This window comes from Rhizobacter sp. P3_C12, from assembly GCF_056402735.1.
In genome coordinates this window covers 1-4942 of sequence record NZ_JBFUGW010000373.1, presented here as the reverse complement: position 1 = coordinate 4942, position 4942 = coordinate 1, and the positions used below count along the sequence as shown (strand labels likewise).

At 67.2% G+C, this 4942-nt stretch carries 4 protein-coding genes; all 4 read right to left on the bottom strand.

Going from position 1 to position 4942, the window contains the following annotated elements:
- Positions 1–220, bottom strand: a 220-nt coding sequence (locus tag AC1DXV_RS31305) for a hypothetical protein (RefSeq protein ID WP_477937373.1), incomplete at its 3' end; no start/stop codon positions are given.
- Positions 221–647: 427 nt separating this feature from the next.
- Positions 648–3653: a winged helix-turn-helix domain-containing protein gene (locus AC1DXV_RS31300; protein WP_477937371.1), complete on the bottom strand. Its 3006-nt coding sequence runs from the start codon at positions 3651–3653 to the stop codon at positions 648–650.
- Between the two features lie 415 nt (positions 3654–4068).
- Positions 4069–4332, bottom strand: a complete 264-nt coding sequence (locus AC1DXV_RS31295; protein WP_477937369.1) for a hypothetical protein — start codon at positions 4330–4332, stop codon at positions 4069–4071.
- A 136-nt stretch (positions 4333–4468) separates the two neighbouring features.
- The coding region (locus tag AC1DXV_RS31290) for a hypothetical protein (RefSeq protein WP_477937367.1) at positions 4469–4942 on the bottom strand (474 nt) is incomplete at its 5' end.

The following is a 4942-nucleotide window of genomic DNA, read 5'->3' as shown; positions in this document are numbered from 1 at the left end:
GGACTGGCCGCGCCGAGGCCCACGAGGAGCCGGCCGGGCTTGCCGAGGGCTGTCGTGATCGAAGGAGGCGGTGCGGGTGCAGGTGCGGGTGCGGGTGCGGGTGCAGGTGCAGGTGCAGGTGCAGGTGCAGGTGCAGGTGCAGGTGCAGGTGCAGGTGCAGGTGCAGGTGCCGGCGCAGGAGCAGGAGCAGGAGCAGGAGCAGGAGCAGGAGCAGAGCCAACGGGTGGCGCTGGGGTGCTTGAGTCTTTGCCGCCCCCGCAGGCTGATAGCACCAGTGCGCACAGCAGTGCGCTTGTTGCAGTGGCACGTGTCGGGCGTTGGCTTGGCATCATCGTGAAGTTCCTATTGCGTCAAAGTGCGGTGCGTACACGTCGTTCGACGTGCCACGCTCTCAATTACCGGCGCGATTGTGTGGAGCGCGACATGGGCGCGAATGATGAAACTGTGACGACCGACGAAAGCCACGTGCAGCGTTGGTGCGGCGAGACGCCATGCAACAGGATGCAAATTCACCCCGAATCGATTGACTGAAGCAGCCGGCATGGCAACCGTACCGGCGCTCGGCGGCGAACTCCAAACTGCTGGACGAGCACAGCGCCCGACCGCCTTGTCCATCGCCAGGATCGGTGTCCGAACTTGCCGGCCGATCAAGGCGTGGACGTGCTCGTCGAGTGCGCGCTGTCCAGCGCGCCGCGGCCGGCCTCGATGCGCGCTTTGAGGTCCGCCGCCAGGTAGTGGTCGGGATCCTGGTCGAGGACCACGTCCAGCACATGCAGTGCTTCGCTCCGACGGTGTTCTTCGGCGGCGCGCGATGCGAGGTCGAACATCCGCGCCATCCACTCACTCTCGTCCACGGCTTGAGCGTTCCCCTCCGCGACGCCAACATGCAGCTGAAGCAGCCGTGCGGCCAGCCGCCGGCCGAGTGCCGTCGGCGACCGGTCGTGCATGCTCCCTTCGATCCGAGACGCGGGCGACAGCAACACGTACTCCAGCGTCAAGGTTTCCAAGTGGCGCGCCAGCCGGGCGAAGAGGACGTGCACGCCGGGGCTGCGGGTGCCCATCGCGGCCGCAATGGCCTCTGGCGTCGGGGCCGTGGCAGCATCGACGCCCGCTTGCACCTCAGCGGCGGACATGCGCTTCAGCATCGCGTGCACAGCCAGGGTGTAGCCGAGAACTTCCAGGGGATACGCGAGATCTCGATCCGCGACGCCGGCGCCCAGGTCTCCGCCCGCCAGCGGCACGACAGCCAGCGGATGCTCCCGGATCCCGTGCAAGTCCGACAGGAGCGTCGCGGCGGTGTCGTCTTCGGGGGCTGCACGCGCATCGGCCACCAGCCCGTAGCCTTTGCCGGAGACGGTCTTGATCCGCACCGCGTGCGTCTTGCTCCGTCGCATCACCTGGCGAATCCTGGCGATCGCCTGCGCAACCACTTCCGGCGACGCGGCTGCCTGGCGCCACACGGTGTCGAGGAGTTCGTCTTGCGTCACCAGGCGATGACGATTGCGGTACAGGTGCAAGAGCACGTCGAACGGCTTTGGCGCGAGTGTCTGGCGCCGCCCATCGACCCACAATTCCCGGCGTTCCGCATCGAGCATGCAGTGGGCGAAGCGGTACTCCCGAAGCATCGCGTCGTTGGGCGGCGCCATCGGCAGAGGGGGCTCGCGCTGCGCCTCGCTGGGTGGTGCCGCCGACAGCTCCCGTCCCAGCCGTCGGAACAGGGGCAGTGCAGCCGGCGCGGTTGCGAGCCGTGCAAGCAGCGACCGGGTCTCCGGTTCCTGTTGGCGCCGCCGTGCCAGCAACGCGCGCGGGTAGAGGAGGTTCGCGGTGGTGTTCTCGTCCTGCAGATGGGCTTGCGTGTCTGCGCGGTCCAGTTCGGCCTCTGCAAGTGGAAGGCGCCCGCTGCGCACGAGGGCCTCCACGAGCCAGGGGAACAGGGGCGCCTCGGCCGCGCGGTTGCCGTGGCGACGGCACTCGGCCGCCGCCCGCAAAAAACAGTCGGCCGCCTCGTCGACGCGCCCAGCCGCCATGGCGGCATGACCATGGGCCTGCCAGAGGTAGCCGTTGTTTTGCACCCGGTCCGGCTGGGGCAGCAGGGACAGCAGCTCAGCGGCGGCGTCTGGACGGCCTTGCTGGCGATGGAGCAGGCAGTGGATGTTGACGACGGTGGTCAACAGGATCATGTTGGCCTCGATCGCCAGCGCAGTCGCGGTCGCCTCTTCCGCACACTCTCGCGCCTCGTCCAGCCGGTCCGCGTAAAGCAGTTCGCCCGCGAGATTGAGGCACACGCTTGCAAGCGCTGTCGTGGCATTGAGCCTGCGGGCCGCGTGGGCGAGCTTTCTGTTCCATCGGATGGACTTCTCTGCATGGCCAGACAGTGAGCTCATGATCGCCCGGAGCCACAGCACGTTCAGCAGTCCCCAGTGGCTGCCGATGCCCGTGAAGATCGTCTGGGCCTCGTTCAGACGTGTCGCTACGGAATGGAGCTCGCCGAGGCGGCACTCGACGGATGCCAGCAGCGTCAGGGTGTACCCCTGCCAGTGCGGAGGCATGCAGACGCGGCCCAACACGAGGCCGTGCTCCAGACTCTGCGCCGCGTCGCGCAACCGGCCTCTCGCGTGGTACAGCGTCCCGAAGTACTGCTGCACTTGCGCTTCAAGGCACTGGTCCTGGTTGCGTCTGGCGGCCTCCAGCAGGCGTGCCCCGCAGACCAGGCCATCGTCGCTGCCGCAGATCGCCTGAGTACGCAGAAGTTCCAGATCGAGGCGTGGAAACCCCGGGTCGAGGTGCTGCAGAAGCGCAAGTGCCCGCAGCGCGGCTGGATGCCGGTTCATCGCAGCAGAGTGCTTGGCCCGTGCGAACAACTCGATGGACAGCAGCGAGCAGCCGCTCAACTCGTGGCCGTGGTGCTCGCCGACGCCCAGCAGTGCGTGCCGCAGGGCCTCGATGGCGGGAAGCACGAGCCCTGCGGGAGCAGCGGCGCGGATTGAAATGACGGTCTTCTTGTCGTCGTCATGGACGTGGAGATCGAGCGCGAGTTCGGATCCTGCAAGCGTCAATGAACCGACCACGGCATAGCGCGCGCCGGCCGCGCGCAACATCTGCAGCATCCGTGGGTCTTCCTGCGGCCACGACGTCTCCAGTGAGTGTGCGTCCTGAACCTGGATGCGTCCGTCGATCGACAGGCCGTGCGCGATGCAGGCCACCAGGCCGTGCGCCGCCCACTGCAGGCTCGGGCGCCCGGTGTGATTGCGCAACGGGCCGATGATCAACGAGGGCACACCGTCGCGCAACGAGCCAGGCGTCGCCCGCTCCGGGGACGACGCCGATGCCGATGCCGATGCCGGTGCCGATGGCACGTCGAGCATGTAGCCGACACGCGGGATCGAGCGGATGATCGGCTGCGGCCCGTCGTCTCCGATGGCCAGCCGTGCCGCACGGATCGCCTGGCGCAGCGCGGCTTCGGATACCGCGCCGTCTGGACTCAGCGCGGCCAGCAGTTCCTCCTTCRTCACCACTCGGTGGCGGAAGCGGGCCAGTTTCTCCAGCACGCGCCATGCCCGCGGCTCGACCTTCACCGGTTCTCCGTGGCGGAGCACGCACCGTCCGAGCAGGTCGAGCGAACCGCCGGGCAGTGCGATGAGAAGCTCGCTCATGGCGTCGGCGCGTACCGGCCGCTGCTTCGCGCCGCAGTCGGCAACAGCGCGGCAGATCGGGACGTGGTGAGGGACAGGCGTTGCATCGGCGGCATGCGATCTTGAGCTTCCGCGCCACTGTGGACTCTCGGCCCGCCGGCGCGGCGCGCCGACCTGGGCCTCGGCAGAAGGCGCACAAATGTGAATTGTTGCCTCAAAAAGCGCATCGGTGAACCTTGACGCGCGGTTCGTCACAAGTTAATCAGGAATGCTCGCTGACACTGTGGCGGCCACGCCCATGGACTGGTTTTATGGTCGAGTGCATGTACGCACGCTGCTCGAGAGCAATGACTCGCCATCGACATGAACACCTCACCCAAGGCAGTGGCGATGCCGCTCATGGCGCCGAAACCATCATGGTGGTTTGGGCGAACCTTCACTGCTCCGCGCGGTGCCGGTGCCGGTCGGCGCGCCGACGCAGTTGCTGGACATGGACCCAACGGCGCGCTCCCGACTGCGCCATCTCGCTCTTGTCGAGTCCTCCTGCCACCTGTCGTCCCCCGATGATCCGTTTGCGCGCCTGCCGCCTCGGTCGGCTGAGATTGCCATCCGCCAGCTCGATACGGTGTTGCCGAAGCATCCTGCGTTGCGCGTGCTTTGCCTGCAACTCGAACGACATCTGCAAACGCGCAGAGCTCATGTCATTCGGAAGCTGAGTCGCATTTGGCGTGTCGTGCCCGAGCACCGCTCCATGCGGTTGGTTCGGCCGTTGGCAAACAGGTACGCGAGGATGCGCCGGTGGTGGAGCGGATTCCAGTCCGGCGCGGCGCTCGCGATCAGGGACGGCTCAGCAGCAGCAGGTATTTGCTGTCGACGTCATCCAGCTGCGCCGGGGGCGCCGTGACGCGGATGTAGATCTCCTGCGGGCTGTCGCCACCGGTGTAGGTCACGGACTTGACCGCAGCCGGGGTGGAACTGGCCAAGCTGTTGCCGACCGCATCCGTCAGCGATAGGCCGATGAACTGGTAGCCGTTGGTGCGCATGTCCACCCGAAGGCTGGTCTGAGCTGGCAGGTTGACCCTGTAGTAGTCGCTGTGCGGGAGGGGGAAGGTCCCGCTGGCCGACTCGCTGACTTCGGTCTGGCCCACGATCTGCCGCACCTTGTCGGCTACCGCCGTAGCCTGACCCGGTTCGTCGTTGGATTCGACTTCGCCGATGCCTGCGCCCGAGTCCACGTCGAAGGCCACCGGAGCCGAGTCGACGTTCACGTCAAACCCATTGGCGTCGCGGGTGCGCACCCCCGCCCCCAC